This is a genomic window from Pseudomonas borbori (genome assembly GCF_900115555.1).
Classification (GTDB): domain Bacteria; phylum Pseudomonadota; class Gammaproteobacteria; order Pseudomonadales; family Pseudomonadaceae; genus Aquipseudomonas; species Aquipseudomonas borbori.
Window position 1 is genome coordinate 39319 of the sequence record NZ_FOWX01000028.1, and the last position, 21643, is coordinate 60961.

Genomic DNA, 21643 nt, shown 5'->3' on the forward strand with positions numbered 1-21643 from the left:
GCAGCGCAGCCAAGGAATAGCCGAGACCTATGCGGGTACTGATTCTCGAAGACGATCACTGGATCGCCGATCTGCTCAAGCAGATCGTGCTGAGCCTGCGCCCGCATGCCGAAGTCGCCTGCCTGGGCAGCGTGGCCGAGGCCCTGGCGGACTGGCAACGACAGCCCAGCGACCTGCTGATCAGCGACTGGAACCTGCCGGACGGCGAAGGCACTCGGCTGCTCAAACAGGTGCGCCAGCAAAACCGCGAGGTACCGCTGGTGATGATCACCGGCCGCACCGACCGCAGCAGCGTGGTGGAAGTACGCGCGTTGGGGATCAACGCTTTCATCAGCAAGCCCTTCCAGGCCTCGCGCGTCGCCGCCAGCCTGGACCAGTTGCTGCCTGCGGCCGAAGCGCAGAAGCATGCAGCCTGCGCCGTCGACGACGAAGACTTCATGGCCCACCTGGAAAAACTGCCGGCCAGCGAACTGGACCTGCCGCTGAGCCAGGGCATCCGCGATCGCCTCCTGCAAAGCTTCAAGGGCGAGCAACTGAGCCTGCGCGAACTGGCCGAGGACTGGCGCCACGACCCGGCCCTGAATGCCCGGCTGCTGACCGTGGCCAACAGCAGCGCCTACAAAGGCGCCGGTCGCCCGTGCATCAGCCTGCTCGAAGCCCTGCACAAACTCGGCGCGGCGACCAGCCTCAACCTGGCCATGGGCCTCGCCCTGCGCCAGTCCGCTGCCCTGGATAGCCCACTCCTGCGCCAGCTCGCCGAAGTGCATCTGGACGCCAGCGAACGACTGGCCGAAACCAGCATGGCCCTGGCCCGCCAGTGCAGCCTGGATCCGGCGCCCTTTCATAGCGCGGCGCTGCTGCACCGCATGGGTGAGCTCTGCGTGCTCTACCTGGCCCAGGCCTGGGAGAAGCGCGGGCATAACCTCGGCGAAGCGCAGGTAGCACAAGCGCTTGGCCAATTCAGTTCACCCTTCGCCATTGCGATCAAGGCGCGCTGGCAGTTGCCCATGGCCCTGCGCGAACTGATCGGCGCCTGCTATGCCCTGCCCAACAACAGCATCAAGCGCGCGGCCGTGCTCATGCGCCTGGCCGCCTGCGAGCAGGATGCCAGCGTCGACAGCAACGCTCAGGCGCGCCTGCGTCGACTCGCCGGGCTGGCCTGAATGCCAACCGCTCGTTCAGGATCTGGTCAATGAACCGCGAGGAAAAATCCTCGGCGATCCGCTGGATAGTCGGCCTCGGCAGCCTCGGCCTGGCGCTGTTCTTTGCCGTGCTGGGCTGGCTCGCCCTGAACGAACGGGAAAGTTTCTGGCAGCTGCAGCTGACCAAGCAGGCCGACCTGCAGCGCCTGGCCCTGCACAGCAGCCAACGGCGCCAGCGGGATCAGGCGCAGCTGCTGGCCGAGAGCATGGCCGCCGACTCCTGGGCCATCGAACTGGTGCGCCAGGCCTATGCCCTGCACAACAGCGGCACGCCGGATCGGGCCGCCGCCAACGCCATCCGCAACCAGCTCTACACCCGCCTGGCCCCGCGCTGGCGCAACCTGCAGAGCAGCCATCCGTTCAAGCTGTATATCCACCTCGCGCCCACCAGCGAAGTCCTGCTGCGCGTGCACCAGCCCGAACGCTTTGGCGACAGTCCCGCTGCGCAGCGGTCGATGCTCGCCGATGTCCTCCGGGATGAGCAGAGCAAGGCCGGCCTGGGCCTCGGCGTCGACAGCCTGGTGATGCGCGCGATGACCCCGCTGCAGGTGGATGGCACACTCGAGCCAGTGATCATCGGCGCTCTGGAAGTCACCCTGAGCCTGCACAACGACCTGCAACAGCTGGATCGGGAGCTGGACGCCGGGGTCGCCCTGCTGCTCGAGCGTAGCGCGCAGCAAGCACCGCTCAGTGGCGGGATGCTGCGCCCCCCGGACGGTGCATCCGGCTACTGGCAGCTGGAAGGCTACTCGCGCGCGCAGGTGCAGAACTGGCAAACCCAGCGGCTGCTGCCCGCCCCCGCCGCCGGCGACACCTTCAAGCTGCTCGAAGATCAGGGCCACACCTACCTGCTCACCCAAGTGGTACTGCCGAGCTACCGCTCAGCGCACACTGCCGGCCCCGGCACCCCGGCCGTCGCCCTGACCTGGCGCGACGTCAGCGAACAGTTCGCCCGCCACCAGAGCGACCAGCAGTGGCTGCTCGGCAAGTGGCTGCTGGCCTGGCTCGGCGCCGAGGCCCTGCTCCTGTTGCTGCTGCTGAGCACCCGCCGCGCCAGCCAGACACTGATCAGCCGGCACCGCGACGAGCTGCAGCACAAGCACCAGCAAAGCGAGCAGTCGCGCCAATTGCTGGCCGTCATCGCCCAGGCCCAGGCCGCCTATATCACCGCGCAGAACCAGCGCGAAGCCTTCGACGCGCTGCTTGCGCGCATTCTCGAGCTGACCGCCAGCCAGTTCGGCTTCATCGGCGAAGTGCTCGAAGATGAACAGGGCGCACCCCACCTGCACACCTACAGCATCAGCAACATTGCCTGGGACAGCGCCAATGCCGAACACCTGGCCCAAGGCATGGAGTTGCGCAACCTCGACAGCCTGTTCGGTCAGGTCATGCGCAGCGGCGAGGCGCTGATCAGCAATCACCCCGCGCAGCATCCGCACAGCGGCGGCTTACCCCCTGGCCATCCGCCGCTACTGGCGTTTGCCGGTCTGCCCATCCATGCCCATGGCCGCCTGGTGGGCATGCTCGGTGTGGCCAACCGCGCCGACGGTTATCCGCAGACCCTGGCCGAGCAGCTGCAGCCCCTGCTCGCCACCCTCGGCCAGTTGATCGAGGCGCTGCGCCGCGACGTGCAACGCGAGCAGGCCCAGCAGCACCTGCAACGCCAACAAGAGGCCCTGCGCGCGCTCAACGAGATCGCCGCGCTGCCCACCCTGAGCAGTCAGGAGCAGCTGCGCCAAGCCCTGCAACTGGGTGCCAGCTTCTACCGGGTACCGCTGGCCATCATCAGCCAGATCGAGGCCGAGGATTACCAGGTACGGGTGCAGGTCTCGCCGGCGGGGACCCTCAGCGATGGCCAGCACTTCCCCCTGGGCGACACCTGCTGCAGCCTCACCCTGCGCAGCGACGAAGTGCTGGCCATCGAGTGCATGGGCCAGTCGGTCCACGCCGCTCACCCCTGTTACCCGCTGTTCAGCCTGGAAACCTACATCGGCATCGCCATCTGGGTCGCCGGCAAGCGCTTCGGCACCCTGTGCTTCGCCTCGCCCGAGGCGCGCAGCCGGCCATTCGACGAGGCCGACCGCGAATTCCTCCGCCTGTTCGCCCGCTGGATCGGCGCGACCCTGGAACGCCAGCAGCAGGAGCAGACCCGCCAGAACCTGCTGGAGCGCCTGGATCAGGCCCAGCAAATCGCCCGCCTGGGCCACTGGCAGGCCAACCTGCAGACGGGCGAGCTGGACTGGTCGAGCACCATCTTCGACATCTTCGGCTATGACCCCGCGAAATTTGCCCCGGACGTCGAAGCCTTCAAACGTTGCGTGCACCCCGACGATCTGACCCTGTTCGAGGCCAGCGAACAGCGGGCGCTGGCCGGTGGCCTGCACGACCTGGTGCACCGCATCGTGCGCCCCGATGGCGAGATCCGCTGGGTGCATGAACTGGCCCGCCTGCAGCCCGACGCACAGGGGCGCATGAGCCTGCTGGCCGGCACCGTGCAGGACGTCAGCGAGCTCAAGCAGCGCGAGGCCCAGGTGCACGAGGCCCGCGCCTTCCTCCAGGCCGTGCTCGACTCGGCCACCGGGGTCGCCATCATCGCCACCGATACCCGCGGGCTGATCAGCCTGTTCAATCCTGGCGCCGAACTGCTCCTCGGCTATCGGGCCGAAGAGGTGATCGGCCGGCACTCGCCGCTGCTGTTTCACCAGGCCGAAGAGCTGCGTGTCCGTGGCAGCGAACTGAGCCGCGAGCTGGGCCGCGAGATCCATGGTTTCGAGGTATTCGTCGCCACTATCCAGGGCGGTGAGGCACAAACCCGGCAGTGGACCTATCAGCGCAAGGACGGCGAGTCGCGCCTGGTCAACCTGACGATCAGCGCCATCCGCGACGAACACGAGAGTATCCACGGCTACCTGGGCATCGCCACCGATGTCAGTGCCTTGCAGCAGGCCACCCGCGCCCTGCAAAAGAGCGAAAGCCGCTTCCGCGGCATGGTCGCCAACCTGCCGGGGGTTGTCTACCGCTGCCGTCACGACGCCGACTGGAGCATGCGCTTCATGGGCGATGAAATCGAACAGCTGAGCGGCTACCCGGCCAGCGACTTCATCGATAACCGGGTGCGCAGCTATGCCAGCGTGATCCATCCAGATGACCGCGCCAGCACCTACGCCATCGAGGCGCAAATCGCGCGCAAGGAAGTGTTCGAGCTGACCTATCGCCTGCGTCACGCCGACGGCCACAGCGTCTGGGTGCGCGAGAAGGGTCGCGGCGAATACGACGGCCAGGGCAACCTGCTGTGGCTGGACGGTTTCATCTGGGACATCAGCGAACGCCAGCGGGTCGAGGACGAACTCGAACTCAGCCAGCAGCGCTTCAGCAGCGCCTTCAACACCGCGCCCCTGGGCATGGCCCTGGTGTCGCCCGCGGGGCGCTGGCTGGAGGTCAACGACAAGCTCTGCCAGATCCTCGGCTATAACCGCGACGAGCTGCTGCACGGCGATTTCCAGCGGATCACCCACCCCGATGACCTGGCCGCCGACCTGGAAAATACCGAGTCGCTGCTGGCCGGACGAATCAACGCCTACCAGATGGAGAAACGCTACCTGGACAAGCTCGGCCGGACCATCTGGGCGCTGCTCAGCGTGTCCCTGGTGCGCGATGGCGAGGGTCGGCCGGTGCACTTCGTCACCCAGATCCAGGACTTCAGCGACCGGGTCGCCACCGAACGGGCGATCCGCGAGCGCGAACACTACCTGCGCACCGTACTGGAACATGTCCTGGACGCCATCGTCACCATCGACGAGATGGGCCGTATCGAAACCTTCAACCGCGCCGCCGAGCACTTGTTCGGCTATCGTCAGGAGGAAGTGGCCGGGCAGAACGTCAACATGCTGATGCCCGAGCCCCATCATTCGGCCCATGACGGCTACCTGGCCCGCTACCGCAGAACCGGCGAATCGAGCCTGATCGGCACGGTGCGCGAACTCAGCGGCCTGCGCCGCAATGGCGAGTCCTTCGCCATGGAGCTGGCGGTGTCGCAGATCAGCCACCAGGGCCAGCGGCGTTTCATCGCGGTGATCCGCGACATCAGCGAGCGCAAGCGCATCGAGCGTATGAAGAACGAATTCGTCTCCACCGTCAGCCACGAACTGCGCACCCCGCTGACCGCCATCGCCGGCTCCCTGAGCCTGATCAACGCAGGCGTACTCGGCGCGGTGCCGGCGGGCATGCAGCAGATGCTGACGATCGCCCAGGACAACAGCCGGCACCTCAGTGAGTTGATCAACGATCTGCTGGACATGGACAAACTGGTGGCCGGCAAGATGCCGATCGAGCTGAGCGAACAGCCCCTGCGGCCGCTGCTCGAGCAGGCCATCGCGCAGAACCAGCCATATGCCAGCCAGTATCGGGTGCAGCTGCAGCTGCGCGAGCCCATGCCGGCGGTCCGGGTCCGGGTCGACAGCCAGCGTCTGGCCCAAGTGTTGGCCAACCTGCTGTCCAATGCGGCCAAATTCTCCCCCGCCGGCCAGCTCGTCGAGGTTGCCGTGCAGCAGCGCGACGCACAGCTGCGGGTCAGCGTGCGCGACCAGGGGCCGGGGATTGCCGAGGCGTTCAAGGCCAGCATCTTCGCCAAGTTTTCCCAGGCCGACGCCAGCGACACCCGGCAGAAAGGCGGCACCGGCCTGGGCCTGGCGATCAGCAAGGAACTGATCGAGCGCATGGGCGGACAGATCGGCTTCGACTCGGTCGAAGGCCAGGGCGCCACCTTCTGGTTCGAGCTGCCGCTGACGAACGGCGCCGAGCTGTGACCGGCGGCCTCGAACCGATCCTGCTGAAACTGCAGCGCCCTGGCCTGTGGCCATTAGCCTGCGCGTCTGCCGCTGGTGGTACTCTGCGCCACAGAGTCGTCCGGCGGACGGGCCGCCGCCGCGCTGGCCAAATCACCTACCCTTTGTTCAGCGTTATCGCGCACCTGTCGCCCGCCAAGGAGTCCTCCAATGCCTGAACTGTCGCGCATCCTGCATGTGGAAGACGATCCTTCGATCCAGGCGGTGGCCAAGGTTGCCCTGGAGGCCGTCGGCGGTTTCAGGGTACTGAGTTGCTCATGCGGCCAGGATGCACTGGATCAGGTGCAGGGTTTCGCCCCCGATTTCATCCTGCTGGATGTGATGATGCCGGGCATGGACGGTCCGCAAACCCTGGCGAAAATCGCCCAACTGGTGGATATCGGCCGGATCCCGGTGGCATTCATGACCGCCAAGGTACAACCCGCCGAGATCGAACATTACCGCGGCCTGGGCGCCTGCGACGTGATCATCAAACCCTTCGACCCGATGCAACTGGCCGCCCAGGTTCGACAGATATGGAGCAGTGTTCATGGCTGAACAGCACACCCCGACCAGCGAACTGCAGCGCCAATTGCAGCTGCTCGGCGAACAATTCGCCGAGCGCCTGGCGCAGGAACTGCCGGAACTGGCCAACAAGGCCGAACTGCTGCAAGCCGGCGACCACCAGGCGCAACTGCAGCAGTTGCGCGGCCTGCGCGATCAGTTGCACAAACTGGCGGGCGCGGCCGGCACCTTCGGCTTCGCCAGCATCGGCCAGCGCGCCCATGAACTCGAACAACAGGCCATCCACTGGCTGGAGAGCCTGCGCCTGAAGGATCAGGGCCTGCAGGAGTTCATCCAGCAGTTGCAGCAGTTCGCCGCGCAAGGCGTGCAGGGCGAGCCGGCGCCGAACAGCCCTGCACATCCGAAAGCCACGCTCAAGCCCGAAACGGACACCCACTGCATCTACATCCTCGAGGACGAGCTCAGCATCGGCGAGAACATGTGCCTGACCCTGGGCAACTTCGGCTACCACGCCGAGCACTTCAGCCGTATCGCCGACTTCGACGCGGCGCTGCAACGACGCCTGCCGGATGCGCTGATCATCGACGTCAACCTCGGCGACAGCGAGCAAACCGGCCTGGCCTATGCCGCCGCCCTGCAACAACGCCTGGTACAACCGCTGCCGTTGCTGGTGATCACCACCGAAGACGATTTCGCCACCCACCTGGAGGCGGTACGGGTTGGCGCCATGGGATACTTCACCAAACCGGTGGACATTCCCCAGTTGGAAAACCGCCTGATGCGCTGCTTCGCCCAGCAGCAGGGCGAGCCCTACCGGGTGCTGATCGTCGATGACGACCAGCACCTGGCCAGCCGCTACAGCCTGATCCTGCGCAGCGCCAACATGCTGGTCGAAGTACTCGACAGGCCGGCGGGGATCTTCGCCGCCATGAGCCGTTTCAACCCGGAGGTGGTGCTGCTCGACGTCAATATGCCGGACTGCACCGGCCCCGAGCTGGCGCAGATCATCCGCTTCAACGACGACTGGCTGCGGGTGCCGATCATCTACCTGTCGGCAGAAACCGACATCACCCGACAGATGAACGCCCTGATCAAGGCCGGCGACGACTTCGTCAGCAAGCCCATCGCCGACAACGCCCTGGTCACCACCGTGTTCTCCCGCGCCCAGCGCGCCCGCCTGCTGAGCATCGCCCTGTCGCGCGACAGCCTGACCGGCCTGCTCAAGCATGCCGACATCAAGGAGCAGGTCGGCATCGAGCTGGAGCGTGCGCAACGCAGCGGCAAACCGGCCAGCGTGGCGATGCTGGATATCGACTTCTTCAAGCAGGTCAACGACAGCCATGGCCACGTCGCCGGCGACAACGTGATCCGCGCCCTGGCCAACCTGCTGCGCCAGCGTCTGCGCCGGGTCGACAGCCTGGGCCGTTATGGCGGCGAGGAGTTTCTCGTGGTGCTGCCCGACTGCCCGGCCGATCAGGCTCTGCGGGTACTCGACGAAATACGCCAGCGCTTTGCCGAGCTGCACTTCATCGCCGGCGACAGCGAGTTCACGGTCACCCTGAGCGCCGGTATCGCCTCGACCGAAGCAGGCGCGAAGGATGCCGGCGAACTGCTGGAACGAGCCGACCGCGCCCTCTATGTGGCCAAACACGGCGGCCGCAACCAGGTCAGCCAATCCTGACCGAATAGCCCGCCGAGACGCCGCAGGCGGCGTTATAGCTGCTCACTTGCCTCCGGACCTGACAATGGCAGCGCGTTGCGGCTTGGCCTTATGAATTAAATAGTGTATTTTTTCATGAAATTAAATATTGTTAATTTCATGAGGCGTGCCGTGTTCAAACAATCCGCCCAGCATGTCGCCAGCTACTACGCGCGTACCTTTCCCGGCCCGCTTGCCCTGCGACCAACCCTGCACGAGCGTCTGGACTGCGACGTGCTGATCGTCGGCGCCGGCTTCAGCGGCCTGCACACGGCGTTGCGCCTGGCCCTGGCCGGCAAGCGAGTGATCCTGCTGGAAGCCAGCCGGGTGGCCTGGGCCGCCTCCGGGCGCAATGGCGGCCAGGCGCTGCTCGGCTGGTCCTGCGACATGCCGCCGCTGGAAAAGGCGCTGGGCCAGGAACGCGCCCGCCGCCTGTGGGACAGCATGCGCTGGGCCGCCGCGGAACTGCGCGAACTGCCGGGCCGGCATGGCTTCGACGTCGACTACCGGGTCGGCAGCCTGTGGACCGCCGTGCAGCAGCGGCGCATCGCGCAACTGCGCGAGGCCCAGCACGACGCGGTGGAGAAGTGGGGCTATGAGCAACTGCGCTTTATCGACCGCGAGGAACTGCCCGAGTGGATCGCCAGCCAGCGCTACCTGGCCGCGCTCTATGATCCCGAGGCCGCCCACCTCAACCCGCTGAAACTGGCCCAGGGCCTGGCCGGCGCTATCGAGCAAGCCGGCGGGCAGATCTTCGAACAGAGCCAGGTGCTGGAGTATCAACAAACCAGCGCCGGTTTTGTCGCCCGCACCGCCCAGGGCGAAGTAGCCAGCGACGCACTGGTGCTGGCCTGCAACGCCTATATCGATGGGCTGGATCGCCAGCTGGCCAGCCGCCTACTGCCGGTCGGTTCCTACCAGGTCGCCACGGCGCCGCTCGACCCCGAGCTGGCGCGCTCGCTGCTGCCGCGGGGCAGTTGCGTGATCGACAACCAGTTCGTCCCCGACTATTTCCGCCTGACCCCGGACCAGCGCCTGCTGTTCGGTGGCGGCTGCACCTACCTGGGCGGCATCCCCAAGGACGTCGCCAGTGCCACCCGGCCCTATCTGCAGCGGGTATTTCCGCAACTGCGTGGGGTCGAACTGGAGTTCGCCTGGGGCGGGCATATCGACGTCAGTATGAAACGCACCCCGGATATCGGCCGCCAGGGCCAGCGCTACTGGCTGCAGGGCTTCTCCGGCCACGGCGTGCTGCCGACCCTGGCCGGCGCCCGCGCGGTGAGCGACGCCATCCTAGGCGACGACGAGCTGCTGACGCTGTACCAGGCCATCGGCAACCCGCGCTTCCCCGGCGGGGCGCTGCTCGCCGCACCGCTGGAAGCCCTCGGCAAGGCCTGGTACCGCCTGCGCGACGTCATCTGACGCCCCCCGCAGAATGGGTGATAACCCATCAACCGCCACGATGGGTTATCACCCATCCTACGAACTGAAACGAGGACACCGGCATGGACATGCAGGACGAAATAGAAGGTCTGGCGATCCTGATTCGCGACCTGCGCAAGCACAAGAACCTCACCCTCGGCGAACTGGCCGAGCGCATCGGCCGTTCGGTGGGCTTTCTCTCCCAGGTCGAGCGCGGCCTGTCGCGCCCGACCGTGGCCGACCTCACCGCGATCAGCGAAACCCTGGGCGTGCCGACCACCTACTTCTACAGCCTGAGCAAGCCGCGCGCACTGCGCTGGGTGACCCGCCCCGGCGAGCGGCGCACGCTCTACTACGCCGGAGGCATCACCGACGTGCTGGTGTCGCCGAGCATGTCGGCCGGCTTCTCCATGCTCGAAAGCCATCTGGCGCCCGGCGCCAGCAGCGGCGAAGGGCACCTGGACGACAGCTCCGAACAGGGCGGCTTCGTCCTCGAGGGCGAGTTGAGCATCTGGCTGGGCGACGACCCGCACGCCGTGACCCTGGGCCCCAACGACAGTTTTCAATTGCCGCCACACAGTCAATTCCGTTACGCCAACCTCACCGAGCAACCGACCCGGGTGCTCTGGGTGTTCCGCTAGCCAGCCGTTAACCCGTTGAACATCGCACCGCACATCACTCAGGCCCGCAGGATCATTACTTATGACAACAACAAGCTTTCCCGATCTGCTCAGCGAAGTCCGCGCCTTCCGCGCCCAATACCCGGCGGTGCGCTACGTCGACCTGATCAGCCTGGACATTCCCGGGCATTTCTACGGCAAGCGCTACCCCATCGACATGCTGGAAAAGGTCGCCGCCGGCAGCCCGCTGAAGATCCCGCAGAATTGCGTGCTGCTCGGCGCCCAGGGCGGCCTGCACCCGATCGGCGATTACTGCTTCAACGACGGCGACCCGGACGCGCCGCGGCGCCTGATCCCCGGCACGCTCAAGCCGGTACGCTGGGAAAGCCAGCCGCTGGGGCAGATGCTGATCAGCTCCGACGGCACCGCCGCACCGATCGAATTCGAGCCGCGCGAGGTGCTCGCGCGGGTGTTGCAGCGTCTGGAGGCGCGCGGCATCCACCCGGTGGTGGCCTTCGAGCTGGAGTTCTACCTGTTCGACCGCACGCTCAAGGATGGCCTGCCGCAGTTCCCCCGCGACCCGCTGTGCGGCGATGCCGACGACCAGCCGAACATGCACATCGAACGCCTGTCGCGCTTCTCCGACGTGCTCCACGAGATCGTCGAGGCGGCCAATGAACAGGGGGTCGACGCCAACGTGATCACCGCCGAACTCGGCCCCGGCCAGTTCGAGATCAATTTCGGCCACTGCGACGACGGCCTGCGCGCCGCCGACTGGGCCGCCCTGTTCTGCCGCAGCACCCGTGGCGTGGCGCTCAAGCACGGCCAGCGCGCCAGCTTCATGAGCAAGCCCTACCTGCAGGCGCCGGGCAGCGGCATGCACGTGCATGTCAGCCTGTACGACGCGGACGGCAACAACCTGCTGGCGGCGGACCAGCAGCGCCCGCTGCGCCATGCCGTGGCCGGCTGCCTGGAGCTGCTGCCGCACTGCATGCCGATCTTCGCCGCCAACCACAACGCCTACCGCCGCTACGGCGCCATGGTCAACGCCGCCAGCCGCGCCAGCTGGGGTTTCGAGGACCGCGATGCATGCATCCGCATCCCCGAATCGGACGGCCGCAACCTGCGCATCGAACACCGCCTGGCCGGCGCCGACGCCAACCCCTACCTGGTGCTGGCCGCCATCCTCACCGGCATGGAACACGGCCTGGATGCCCAGCGCGAACCCATCGCCCCGCTCAACGAGAATCGCCAGAGCGGCATCGATTTCCCCCAGGACATGCTCAGTGCCGTGGCCGCCATGCGTGACCACCCGGTGGTCAACCAGGGCCTGGGCAGCGAGTTCGTCATGGTCTACTGCGAGAACAAACGCCAGGACCACCTGGCCTTCATGAACGAGCTGAGCGCACGGGAGTACCGCTGGTTTCTTTAGCAGTCCGCATTTCGTAGCCTGGACAAGCCTTGGCGTATCCCCGGATTGCGCTGGGGCTGATCCAGGCTACAGGCTGATTCCTGTCGCGCGCCGTCGCGCAAAAAACCATTGCACAAGCCGCTGCTGGCCTGTGCAGGGGGCGCGCAGCGCAGCGGCAGATAGGTTTTAATAGCATCCTGCTTTCGCCCAAGGCTTGCCCGATGCCCCTGACTGCCGCCGAACTCGCCCGGATCAGCGCCCTCACCCTGGCCCATTATCAAGACCACGCCGAGGAATTCCGCGCGGGCACCCGCGATCACGATGTCAGCCAGAACATCGCCGCCCTGCTCGGCCATATTCAGGCCGAGCCGCCCTACCGCATCCTCGATTTCGGCTGCGGCCCGGGCCGCGACCTGCGCACCTTCAGCGCCCTTGGGCACACGGCGATCGGCCTGGACGGCTGCCCGCGCTTCGTCGAGATGGCCCGCGAAGGCAGCGGCTGCGAGGTCTGGCAGCAGGACTTCCTCGCCCTCGACCTGCCCGCCGCGCACTTCGACGGCATTTTCGCCAACGCCGTGCTGTTCCATATCCCCAGCCAGGCCCTGCCGCGGGTGCTGCGCCAACTGCACGCCGCGCTCAAGCCGGGCGGCGTGCTGTTCAGCTCCAACCCGCGCGGGGAGAACCAGGAAGGCTGGAACGGCGAGCGCTACGGCGCCTACTACGACCTGGCCAACTGGCACGCGCTGCTGAGCGCCGCCGGCTTCCTCGAACTGCAGCACTACTACCGCCCGCCCGGCTTGCCGCGCGCGCAGCAACCCTGGCTGGCCAGCGTCTGGCGCCGGCCTTAGGCTGCGCTCAAGAAGCAGAAGGTTTCTGCAGGGACACCAAGCCCGCGCGCGGGCCTGGGTTGCTCAGCGTGACTGTTTCGAGGACGCCGGCTCGTAGGTTGCGCCGCGCGCACCAGGCACCCGCTGGCCGGTGGTGCGCACGGCCTAGGCGGCCCCGCGTCCCCTACACGGGTCAACCTGCCGAATGCTGTTTGCGCCAGGTCGCCGGTGGCAGGCCGAACTCGCGCTTGAAGGCGCGGTTGAACGCGGCCTCCGATTCATAGCCGATGGCGTAGGCGATCTGCGCCAGCGAAACACCGCCATCACACAGCCGCGTGGCCGCCAGTTGCAGGCGCCAATGGGCCAGGTAGGTCATCGGTGGCTGGCCGAGCAGCCGACTGAAGCGCTCGGCGAAGGCGGAACGCGACAGGCCGACTTCACGCGCCAATGCTTCGGTGGTCCAGGGCTCGGCCAGGCGGCCGTGCAACAGGGCCAGGGCCTTGCCGACGAAGGGATCGCGCAGCGCGGCCAGCCAACCGCTCTGCTCGGCCGGCAGGGTCGCCAGGTAACGACGCACCGCCTCGATGAACAGCAGTTCGGCCAGCTTGTTCAACAAGGCCGCCGAGCCGCTGCTGTCGCTAGCGAATTCCGCCGCGGCCAGGCGAACCGACTGCTCGACCCAGGCCCCGGCCAGGCCGTCGCTGAGCCTGAGACGCAAGGCCGGAGGCAAGGTCGCCAGCAGCGGATTATCCGCCACTTCGCAGCCGAGAAAGCCGCAGATGACATGCGTGAGCTCGCCGCCGCCGTACTGCAACTGGGCGAGACCGGGGCTGGCGACCGGCTGGATCAGGTCATCCACCACCACCGGGCGCAGCTTCAAGGCGCTGGCCAGACGGTGGGCATCGTTGCGCGGCAGCAGCACGATATCGCCCGCGGCCAGCGGCAGCGGTGGCTCCCCGGCGAGTTCGAGAAACAATTCGCCGTCGACCACATAGTGATAGGCAATGATATGCGCGGGCACGGCACCGAGCAGCCGACAGTCCTCCGGCTCCACCTTGGCGGTGATGCACCAGGGAGCGGTGAACTCGGCGTGGAGGAAGGCCACCGCGGAAAAACGGACGGCGGCGAGCACCTCTGAAAGGGCGTCCATGGGCTTGGCTTCGCATCGATGGCGGCTGCGTCAACAGTGCCGGCGGCTTGGACATATTCGCCGGGCACCCACCTGACTACCTTAGCGCTGGTCAGACGCTCGCGGCGGCCCGCGCAAGCCGTTGAACCACGTCCGCGCGAGCCTCGGTTACGCCTGCTTGACCAGCGCAGCTGTCACTTCGCCTGGCGCTCGCCAGTGCGCTGCCGCCTAACCGTCGCGCGCCGCCTGTTTCAACGTCCTGCCACGCCACTGCCGCGCAGTCCGTAGCGCCTGCATCATTTGTTTTAGCTCAGGAGACGAGTAAATGACAATAAGAGACATGCACGGCCTTGCGCTTTCCGGGGCCGATGCCTCCAGCTTGGCGCATTACGAAAAAGCCCTGCGCCAATTCCAGTGTTATCGCGGCGACCCCGTGGCCAGTGTCGACGCCGCCATCACGGCCTGTCCCAATCTGCTCATGGCCCATGTACTCAAGGCCTACCTGCACCTGCTCGGCACCGAGCCGGATGGGCTGGCGGTCGCGCGGGCCTGCCACGCCCACGCCCTGGAGCTGCCGGCCAATGCCCAGGAGCGCGGCCATATCGCAGCCGTGGGCCACTTGCTCGATGGCTATTGGCGGCGCGCCGGGCAGACCCTGGAAGACCTGTCCATTGCCCAGCCGCGCGATATCCTGGCCCTGCAAGCCGGGCATCAGGTGGATTTCTTCAGCGGCAACTCGCGCATGCTGCGCGACCGCATCGCCCGCGCCCTGCCGGCATGGAGCGCAGGCATGCCGGCTTATCACGCGGTACTCGGCATGCATGCCTTCGGCCTGGAGGAAACCGCCGACTATGCGGCGGCCGAAGCCGCCGGGCGCCGCGCGGTGGAACTCGAACCGCGCGATGGCTGGGCGCAGCATGCGGTGGCGCATGTGCTGGAGATGCAGTGCCGCCAGCGCGAGGGCATCGCCTGGATGCGCGCCAGCCCGCAAGCCTGGGCGGCGGACAGCTTCTTCCAGGTGCACAACTGGTGGCACCTGGCGCTCTACCACCTGGAACTGGGCGAGATCGACGAGGTGCTGGCGCTGTTCGACGGGCCTGTCTATGGCGCGCAGTCCGGGGTGGTGATGGACCTGGTCGATGCCGCGGCGCTGCTCTGGCGTCTGCACCTGCAGGGGATCGAACTGGGCAATCGCTGGCAGGCGGTCGCCGACCATTGGCAGCCGCTGGCCAACGCCGGCAACTACGCCTTCAACGACGTCCACGCGATGATGGCCCTGGTCGGCGCCAACCGGCCACAGGCCGCCCGCGCACTGCTCGAGACCCAGCAGCAAACCATGCGGGGGGGCGCAGACAATGCACGCTTCACCGCCGAAGTCGGCCACCCGGTGAGCAAGGCGATCTTCGCCTTCGGCGACGGCAACTATGACGCAACCGTGCGCCTGCTGCGGCCGGTGCGCAATATCGCCCAGCGTTTCGGCGGCAGCCACGCGCAACGCGACCTGCTCGACCTGACCCTGATCGAGGCGGCCTTCCGCGCCGGGCAGAAGGATCTGGCCACAGCCCTGTGCAACGAACGCCTGGCCGTGCGCCCGGCCAGCCCCCTGAGCCGCCACCTGACCAGCCGTGCCGAGCAGCAGCGCGCGGCCTGAGCCTGCGCGGCCATCCTCAAATCCGGTGAAAAAGCACTCGCCGGCTGCTGCACTGCTGCTCGCTTAAGCCAAGTGAGCAGCAGTTTTTTTAGCCCGGATGCAATCCGGAAAAGTCTGGCACCTGAAAGATCGCTCCCGGATTGCATCCGGGCTACGCGTTGGCCAACTGGCTTACGACCAGCGTTCAGAGAAATGGCTAGCAGGCTGTTGAAAAACTACCTACGTTGCCGATACGGCGTTAAAAACAGGCTCGGAATGCTCATTTACAGCTCGTAAAGTCGGGTGCGACCCCAGTCGCTTCCTCGCCTGTTTTTGCCTTGTCTCGGCTGCCTCACCTACGTTTTTCAACGGCCTGCTAATGGCGGAACGGCGCCGGCCCTCTGGCCTGCTGAACGCCAAGCGCTATATTTCTTTGTATATAGCGACTGAGTCAGGCTAAAGTGCCCTGGCTACGGGCGAAGCGCCCGGGCGTTGTCCGCTAACCAAGGTCAAGGAGTCATTCGATGGATTGCCGTATCCCCCGCACCTGGCTGACGCTGCTTGCCGGCCTGAGCTGCAGCGCCAGCGTGCTGGCCGAGGAGGTGCAGGTGGCCGTGGCCGCCAACTTCACCGCGCCGCTGCAGGCGATTGCCCGCGAATTTGCACAAGATACCGGGCACACACTGGTCGCTGCCTTTGGTGCCACCGGCCAGTTGTATGCGCAGATTCAAAACGGCGCACCTTTCGAGGTGTTCCTCGCCGCTGACGCCAACACCCCGGCCAGGCTGGAAAGGCAGGGGCTTGGGGTTGCCGGTTCGCGCTTTACCTATGCGATCGGCAGCCTGGTGCTGTGGTCGGCCAAGGCCGACTACATCGACGGCAGCGACGCGGTGCTCAAGGCGAACCCATTCAGGCACCTGGCCATTGCCAACCCGAAAGCCGCACCTTACGGCCTGGCTGCGACCCAGGTGCTGACTAAACTCGGTTTGCGCGCAGCGCTGCAGAGCAAGCTGGTCGAGGGGCAGAGCATTACCCAGACGCTGCAATTCGTGTCCACCGGCAATGCCGAGCTCGGCTTTGTCGCGCTGTCGCAAGTGTATAAGGATGGCCAGATCAGCAGCGGCTCGGCCTGGGTCGTGCCCGATGAGCTGTATGAGCCGATCAGGCAGGACGCACTGATTCTCAAGCGAGGTGAGAACAACCCCGCGGCCACTGCGCTGGTGGAGTACCTGAAAGGCCCGAAAGTGGCTGAAATCATCCAATCCTACGGTTACCAGCCGTAATTACAGGTCGCAGCGATGCCCCTCACCCAAGCCGACTTCGACGCCGTCCTGCTGACCCTTGAGCTGGCTTCGCTGACCACCGTGCTGCTGCTGTTGATCGGTACGCCCATCGCCTGGTGGCTGGCGCGCACCGGCTCCTGGCTGAAGAGACCGCTCGGCGCCATCGTCGCCCTGCCGCTGGTGCTGCCTCCGACGGTGATCGGTTTCTACCTGCTGGTGAGCATGGGCCCGCATGGTTTTATCGGTCAGCTGACCCAGAGCCTCGGCCTCGGCACCCTGACCTTCACCTTCAGCGGGCTGGTGATCGGCTCGGTGTTCTATTCGCTGCCTTTCGTCGTGCAACCCTTGCAGAACGCCTTCGAGGCCATCGGCCGCGCACCGCTGGAGGCGGCGGCGACCCTGCGCGCCAATCCCTGGGACGCCTTCTTCACGGTGGTGCTGCCACTGGCCAAACCCGGCTTCCTGACCGCGGCCATCCTCGGTTTCGCCCACACCGTGGGCGAGTTCGGCGTGGTGCTGATGATCGGTGGCAATATCCCCGGCAAGACTCAGGTGGCGTCCGTGCAGATCTATAACCATGTGGAAACCATGAACTACGCCCAGGCCCACTGGCTGGCCGGCGGCATGGTGGCGTTCTCCTTTATCGTGTTGCTGGCGCTCTATTCCGGGCGTAGCAACAAGCGGGTGTGGCAATGATCTGGCCGTTACGCCGCCAGCCTGCGGCTATCCAAGCGGTCGCGGGTCTGGGCGAAATCCGTGGGCGATTCAAGGTCGAACATGCCGATTTCATCCTGGATGTTGAGCTGCACCTGCCTGGCCGCGGGATCAGCGCGCTGTTCGGCCACTCGGGTTCGGGCAAGACCAGTTGCCTGCGCTGCTTCGCCGGGCTGGATCAGCCATCCGAGGGCTACCTGCAGGTCAATGGCGAACTGTGGCAGGACAGTGATCAGGGCATCTTTGTGCCGGCGCATAAGCGCTCCGTGGGCTACGTGTTTCAGGATGCCAACCTGTTTGCCCACCTGTCGGTGCGGCGCAACCTCGAGTACGGACACAAACGCATTCCTGCGGCGCAGCGGCGGATTGCCCTGGAGCAGGCGGTGGAGTTGCTCGGCATTGGCCATCTGCTCGAGCGCTTACCGGGCAACCTGTCGGGTGGCGAGCGGCAGCGTGTCGGTATTGCTCGCGCCCTGCTGACCACCCCGCGCCTGCTGTTGATGGACGAGCCGCTGGCCTCGCTCGACCTCAAGCGCAAGCTGGAGGTGCTGCCCTACCTGGAGCGCCTGCACCAGGAGCTGGATATCCCGATTCTCTACGTCAGCCATTCGCCCGACGAGGTGGCGCGCCTGGCCGATCACCTGGTGGTGCTGGAGGAAGGCCGGGTGCAGGCCAGCGGGCCACTGAAGGAAACCCTGCTGCGCAGCGACCTGCCCTTTATGTTCGAGGAAGATGCCGAGGCCGTGGTCGATGGCAGCGTCAGCCACTACGACCCGGACTATCGGCTGCTGAGCATCCGCCTGAGCGGCACCGACGCCGTGCTGCAGCTGACCCATGCGCCCCTGCCTGCAGGCAAGCCGGTGCGGGTGAAAATCAAGGCGCGGGATGTCAGCCTGAGCCTGGACCAGGCCGAGGGCACCAGCCTGCTCAACCTGCTGCCGGCGCGGGTCGAACACTGGCTGGCGCTGGACAACCAGGCGCAGATGCTGGTCGACCTGAGGGTCGGCGACGAGCGGATGATCGCCCGCATCACCCGCTATTCCTTCGACCGGCTGGGTATCCATGCGCAGCAGGCGCTGTGGGTGCAGGTCAAATCCGTCTCGCTGCTGGCGTCCGATTGAGAGCTAGCCCCTATAGCAAGCCGGCGATCCTTACAGGCACATATCCAACCAAATCACTCTTTAGAGGCATGCCCGTACGCCGCAGGCACAGTACCCTCTTGCGGTTGATGGATACGCCACACCGTCTCCGCATTGCTCAAAAAAACAACAAGGAGCACCCCGGAATGCGCAACAAGCCGCCCTTTCGTCACCTATTCCTCTGCCTGTTAGCCGTCCTGACCAGCCTCGCGCCATCGGCCTTCGCCGCAGCGGTCAGCCCCCAGGAGCAAGTCCAGGTTCAGGCCAGCCGGGCGACCAGCAGTCTGATGCTGTTACGCGGCGAAGGTTTCCAAAAGAAACACCTGAACACCCTCGAAGCCGACCTGCAGGCCCTGGCCGGCGCAATCCAAAGCCTGCCGCAAGGCAGCGATGCCCTGCGCAGCGCGCACCAGGAACTGGTGCTGCAGATCCGTCGCGGGGTGGCTTTTGGCCCGAAAGAGGAGGACTTGCCCTGGCGCTACCCGGAAGATCTGAGCAAGGCGCTACTGGGCGTACTGCATGAAGCCCGTCAACTGTCGCCGGAGGGCGACAGCGAGCTGGCCGCCAAGCTCGAATACCTCTCGGTGCAGTACTTGAGCCGCTCCTATCTCGGCTCTTTCGAAATCGCCCGCGAACAGCCCACGACCTACCTCGGCCAGGACGAGCGCAAGCTGGTGCCCGCCGTCGACGGCGAGCTGGCCGCGCTGGATGCCCAGGCCAACCCCGACTGGAGAAAGGTGACGGTTCGCTGGGAATACCTGAAAGCCGCGCTGACCGACCTCAACAGCCAGAGCAACACCCTGAGCAGCGTCTCGGGCCGGGCCTTTGCGCCCATGACCGTATATCGCCACACCCGTGCCCTGACCGAGCAGTGGATGGCGATGTAGGCGACCGACACAACCGCTCGCCGAACGGAATCGGCGCAACGGGCCAGCTCAGGCCCATGACATCATCGACGAACGCCGTAATGACCGTTGAGCTGGATGCTCCAGCCGCCGATGAACAACCCCAGGCCGCGGCCCAGCCACAGCGCCGTCGACTGCGGTGCCAGCACCTCGCTGCTGGCGCGACTTCGCCCTGCTGCTGAGCCACAAGCTGCGCCTGACGTTTATCGCCTTGGCGCAGATGAGCCTGCTCCCGGCTGAACCGCTGGCGCTCTGCCATTGTCCATGACGGACCGTTGAAATACCTTGCCGAGCCCGGGCATGCTTGACCCAGCATTGCCAGCACCCGACAACCTGCCCACCCCACGGAGCCCTCCAGCCCGATGCCGTTACCCTGCCGCCCCGATCTGCCCGATGTACTGGCCGGCCCGCTGCTGCGGCGCCTGGAGCCCGGCCGTGTGGTGCTCTGGCTGGTGGCCAGCCGGCCGCTGGCGCTGCAGCTGTGCCTGAACGAGCAGTGCCATCCGCTGGCCGAACACTGCCGGCAGCTGCCGCTGGGCCGGCATGCCGTGCTGCACCTGATCGACCTGCCGCTGGCCGAGCGCCTGCCGCAGGATGCGCGGATCGCCTACGACCTGCAGATCCTCGACCCCGGCCAGGCACCGCGCGGCCTGGCCGACTGGGCGCCGCACCTGCTCCACGAGGGCGAGACGCGCGCCGACTTCGTGCTCAAGTCGCGCATCGACCAGTTGCTCCACGGCTCCTGCCGCAAGCCGCACCACAGCGCGGCCGACGGCCTGCTGTGCGCCGACCGCCTGCTGGCGGCGGAGCGCGGCGCGGCGCAGCGTCCGGCCCTGCTGCTGCTGAACGGCGACCAGGTCTACGCCGACGACGTCAGCGGCCCGCTGCTGTGCGCCATCCACCAGTTGATCGAGCGCCTGGGGTTGTTCGACGAGGCCCTGGAAGGCGCCGTGGTCACCGACAGCCAGGCGCTCTACGCCCACCCCGCCGGCTACTACCGGCGCGCCGACCTGCTGCCGGCACTGAAGAGCAACCAGACCCTGCGCGACCGGTTCTTCGGCGGGGTGGAAAAGCCGATCTTCACCAGCAGCACCGCCGACAACCACCTGGTCACCTTCGCCGAGGTGATCGCCATGTACCTGCTGGTCTGGTCGCCGGTGCCCTGGACCCTGATCGACGAAACCGAGCCGACGCTGAGCGAACAGCAGCGCCGGCGCTACCGCGCGGAGCGCACACACATCGACGCCTTCCGCCGGGGCCTGGGCCAGGCGGCACGGGCGCTGGCGCACCTGCCGACCCTGATGATCTTCGACGACCACGACATCACCGACGACTGGAACCTGTCGGCGCGCTGGGAGCAGACCGCCTATGGCCACCCCTTCTCCAAGCGCATCATCGGCAACGCCCTGCTCGCCTACCTACTGTGCCAGGGCTGGGGCAACCAACCGGAGGCCTTCGCCGAACCCCTGGCGGCCTGCAGCGAATTGCTGCGCCAGGCGCAGCACGGCGGGGGCCTGGACCCCGCCCGGCAGGACGCGCTGCTCGACAGCCTGCTGCGCTTGCAGCACTGGCACTACGTGCTGCCGACCACCCCGGCGCTGCTGGTGCTGGACACCCGTACCCGCCGCTGGCGCAGCGAAGGCCGCCTGTCGCGTCCCTCGGGGCTGATGGACTGGGAGGCGCTGTGCGAATTCCAGCAGGCGCTGCTCGATCACCCGGCCTGCATCATCGTCTCGCCGGCGCCGATGTTCGGCGTCAAGCTGATCGAAGGCCTGCAGAAGTTGTTCACCTTCGCCGGCCACCCGCTGCTGGTCGACGCCGAGAACTGGATGGCCCATCGCGGCGCCGCCCAGGTGATGCTCAACATCTTCCGCCATTCGCGCACCCCGGGCGATTTCGTGGTGCTGTCCGGCGACGTGCACTACTCCTTCGTCTACCAGGTGCGCATCCGCCATCGCCGCGCCAGCCCGACCATCTGGCAGATCACCAGCAGCGGCATCAAGAACGATTTCCCGCCACGCCTGCTGGACTGGTTGGACCGCCTCAACCGCTGGCTGTACGCGCCCTGGTCGCCGCTCAACTGGCTGACCAAGCGCCGGCGCATGCGCATCAGCCCGCTGATCCCCGACCGCAGCCGCGCCGGCGAGCGCCTGTGGAACGGCGCCGGCTTAGGCCAGGTGTTCTTCGACGAACGGGGCCGCCCGCGGCGCACCCTCCAGCTCAACGCCGACGGCTCGCCGCCGGTGGCTTTCGTCGGTGAGCGGGAAGAGCGCCAGCCGCGCGAAGTGGCCACTATCCCCTAGGGTGCGCCGCG

15 protein-coding genes and 1 pseudogene are annotated in these 21643 nt (G+C 66.5%); 15 read left to right on the forward strand and 1 reads right to left on the reverse strand.

What is annotated here, in order from left to right:
* Positions 1 to 29: 29 nt before the first annotated feature.
* The 8 genes from BM315_RS18330 (at position 30) to BM315_RS18365 (ending at position 12550) form a co-directional block, all read left to right on the forward strand.
* Positions 30 to 1163 (forward strand): HDOD domain-containing protein, encoded by a 1134-nt coding sequence (locus BM315_RS18330; protein WP_090503820.1) that lies wholly within the window; start codon positions 30 to 32, stop codon positions 1161 to 1163.
* Positions 1164 to 1192: 29 nt separating this feature from the next.
* Positions 1193 to 6007 carry a PAS domain S-box protein gene (locus BM315_RS18335; RefSeq protein ID WP_090503825.1) on the forward strand — a complete coding sequence of 1605 codons (4815 nt, stop codon included), beginning with the start codon at positions 1193 to 1195 and terminating at the stop codon, positions 6005 to 6007.
* A 189-nt stretch (positions 6008 to 6196) separates the two neighbouring features.
* Positions 6197 to 6583: a response regulator gene (locus BM315_RS18340; protein ID WP_090503828.1), complete on the forward strand. Its 387-nt coding sequence runs from the start codon at positions 6197 to 6199 to the stop codon at positions 6581 to 6583.
* Positions 6576 to 8231, forward strand: a complete 1656-nt coding sequence (locus BM315_RS18345; RefSeq protein ID WP_090503830.1) for a diguanylate cyclase — start codon at positions 6576 to 6578, stop codon at positions 8229 to 8231. Before BM315_RS18340 ends, BM315_RS18345 begins: the two co-directional genes overlap by 8 nt.
* A 150-nt stretch (positions 8232 to 8381) precedes the next feature.
* A complete protein-coding gene (locus BM315_RS18350; RefSeq protein ID WP_090503833.1) occupies positions 8382 to 9671 on the forward strand; it encodes an NAD(P)/FAD-dependent oxidoreductase in 1290 nt (429 codons plus the stop codon).
* An 83-nt stretch (positions 9672 to 9754) separates the two neighbouring features.
* Complete coding sequence (locus BM315_RS18355) at positions 9755 to 10312, forward strand: helix-turn-helix domain-containing protein (RefSeq protein ID WP_090503835.1); 558 nt, start codon at positions 9755 to 9757, stop codon at positions 10310 to 10312.
* Between the two features lie 61 nt (positions 10313 to 10373).
* On the forward strand, positions 10374 to 11723 hold the full coding sequence (locus tag BM315_RS18360) for a glutamine synthetase family protein (RefSeq protein ID WP_090503837.1): 1350 nt from the start codon (positions 10374 to 10376) through the stop codon (positions 11721 to 11723).
* Between the two features lie 200 nt (positions 11724 to 11923).
* A complete protein-coding gene (locus BM315_RS18365; RefSeq protein WP_090503839.1) occupies positions 11924 to 12550 on the forward strand; it encodes a class I SAM-dependent methyltransferase in 627 nt (208 codons plus the stop codon).
* A 172-nt stretch (positions 12551 to 12722) separates the two neighbouring features.
* Here BM315_RS18365 and BM315_RS18370 read toward each other — a convergent pair whose 3' ends face one another.
* Entirely contained in the window at positions 12723 to 13679 is a 957-nt protein-coding gene (locus BM315_RS18370; protein ID WP_090503841.1) for an AraC family transcriptional regulator, read from the reverse strand.
* A 304-nt stretch (positions 13680 to 13983) separates the two neighbouring features.
* Between BM315_RS18370 and BM315_RS18375 the strand changes: the two genes are divergently transcribed.
* The 7 genes and pseudogenes from BM315_RS18375 to BM315_RS18405 all read left to right on the forward strand — a co-directional run bounded on the left by BM315_RS18375 (position 13984) and on the right by BM315_RS18405 (position 21632).
* Positions 13984 to 15309 carry a tetratricopeptide repeat protein gene (locus tag BM315_RS18375; protein WP_090503844.1) on the forward strand — a complete coding sequence of 442 codons (1326 nt, stop codon included), beginning with the start codon at positions 13984 to 13986 and terminating at the stop codon, positions 15307 to 15309.
* 503 nt (positions 15310 to 15812) lie between these two features.
* Positions 15813 to 16571 (forward strand): molybdate ABC transporter substrate-binding protein, encoded by a 759-nt coding sequence (gene modA, locus BM315_RS18380; RefSeq protein WP_090503846.1) that lies wholly within the window; start codon positions 15813 to 15815, stop codon positions 16569 to 16571.
* A 15-nt stretch (positions 16572 to 16586) separates the two neighbouring features.
* Positions 16587 to 17267 carry a molybdate ABC transporter permease subunit gene (gene modB / locus BM315_RS18385; protein ID WP_090503848.1) on the forward strand — a complete coding sequence of 227 codons (681 nt, stop codon included), beginning with the start codon at positions 16587 to 16589 and terminating at the stop codon, positions 17265 to 17267.
* A complete protein-coding gene (gene modC / locus BM315_RS18390; RefSeq protein WP_090503851.1) occupies positions 17264 to 18406 on the forward strand; it encodes a molybdenum ABC transporter ATP-binding protein in 1143 nt (380 codons plus the stop codon). The genes modB and modC overlap by 4 nt, the downstream gene beginning before the upstream one ends.
* A gap of 164 nt (positions 18407 to 18570) precedes the next feature.
* The gene (locus tag BM315_RS18395; RefSeq protein ID WP_090503854.1) at positions 18571 to 19311 is read left to right on the forward strand and encodes a hypothetical protein; all 741 of its coding nucleotides are present in this window, start codon (positions 18571 to 18573) and stop codon (positions 19309 to 19311) included.
* 166 nt (positions 19312 to 19477) lie between these two features.
* Positions 19478 to 19573, forward strand: a pseudogene (locus BM315_RS25055) (Crp/Fnr family transcriptional regulator); the annotation flags it as partial.
* A 118-nt stretch (positions 19574 to 19691) separates the two neighbouring features.
* A complete protein-coding gene (locus tag BM315_RS18405) occupies positions 19692 to 21632 on the forward strand; it encodes an alkaline phosphatase D family protein (protein ID WP_090503856.1) in 1941 nt (646 codons plus the stop codon).
* Positions 21633 to 21643: the final 11 nt, after the last annotated feature.